The sequence below is a fragment of the Pseudolactococcus plantarum genome (genome assembly GCF_002441715.1).
In the GTDB taxonomy this organism is placed as follows: domain Bacteria; phylum Bacillota; class Bacilli; order Lactobacillales; family Streptococcaceae; genus Pseudolactococcus; species Pseudolactococcus plantarum.
In genome coordinates, this window is sequence record NZ_JXJX01000035.1 from 1 (window position 1) to 775 (window position 775).

Below are 775 nucleotides of genomic sequence, written 5' to 3' on the forward strand. Positions count from 1 at the left end.
ACTCAGTATTGAAACTTTGCAACAGAACCGATCAATTTATAGATCGTAAATAACATTATAAAAGGAGAATATTATGGTACAAGAAAACATGAAGGCATTTGGAACAATGGCAGAAAAAGAAACTCCTAAAACAAAGGAAACCCAACCAGAAATTAAGGGATCCTTGACTTATGAAGATAAAGTTGTGCAAAAGATTGTAGGACTAGCATTAGAATCAGTGGATGGGCTTCTTTCCGTAGAAGGTGGATTCTTCTCAAACTTAACAGGAAAACTTATTAATACTGATGATGTTACAACAGGTGTTGGCGTAGAAGTTGGGAAAACACAGGTTGCAGTAGACTTGAAAGTAGTTACAGAATATCGTAAGAATGTGCCTGATATTTATGAAAAAATTAAAGAAGTCATTCGTAAAGAGGTTGCGACAATGACAGAATTGGAAGTTGTTGAAGTTAACGTAACAGTCACAGATATTAAAACGAAAGAGCAACAAAAAGAAGATGATGTAAGTATTCAAGATAGAGTGACTAGTGCGGCTCAAACAACTGGGAAATTCACCTCTGAACAAGTTGATAAAGTAAAAGACAAAGTAGAAGACAATACAGATAAAGAAGCTAGAGTTAAATAAATTTCTAGATAAATCGCGATTAATAAAGGCCTCTATTATGAGGCTTTTTTAGTAAGTGACTTCAATTATATAGTTTTTCATTTTGATGTTACCCTTAAATCCTAGAGTCACTATTGTATAATTGGTTCTGTTGCAAAGTTTCAATACTGA

At 33.4% G+C, this 775-nt stretch carries 1 protein-coding gene; it reads left to right on the forward strand.

Translation table 11 applies throughout. From position 1 onward, the window contains the following. Window positions 1-73: 73 nt before the first annotated feature. Window positions 74-625 carry an Asp23/Gls24 family envelope stress response protein gene (locus RU87_RS09505; protein ID WP_082782219.1) on the forward strand — a complete coding sequence of 184 codons (552 nt, stop codon included), beginning with the start codon at window positions 74-76 and terminating at the stop codon, window positions 623-625. Window positions 626-775 lie beyond the last annotated feature (150 nt).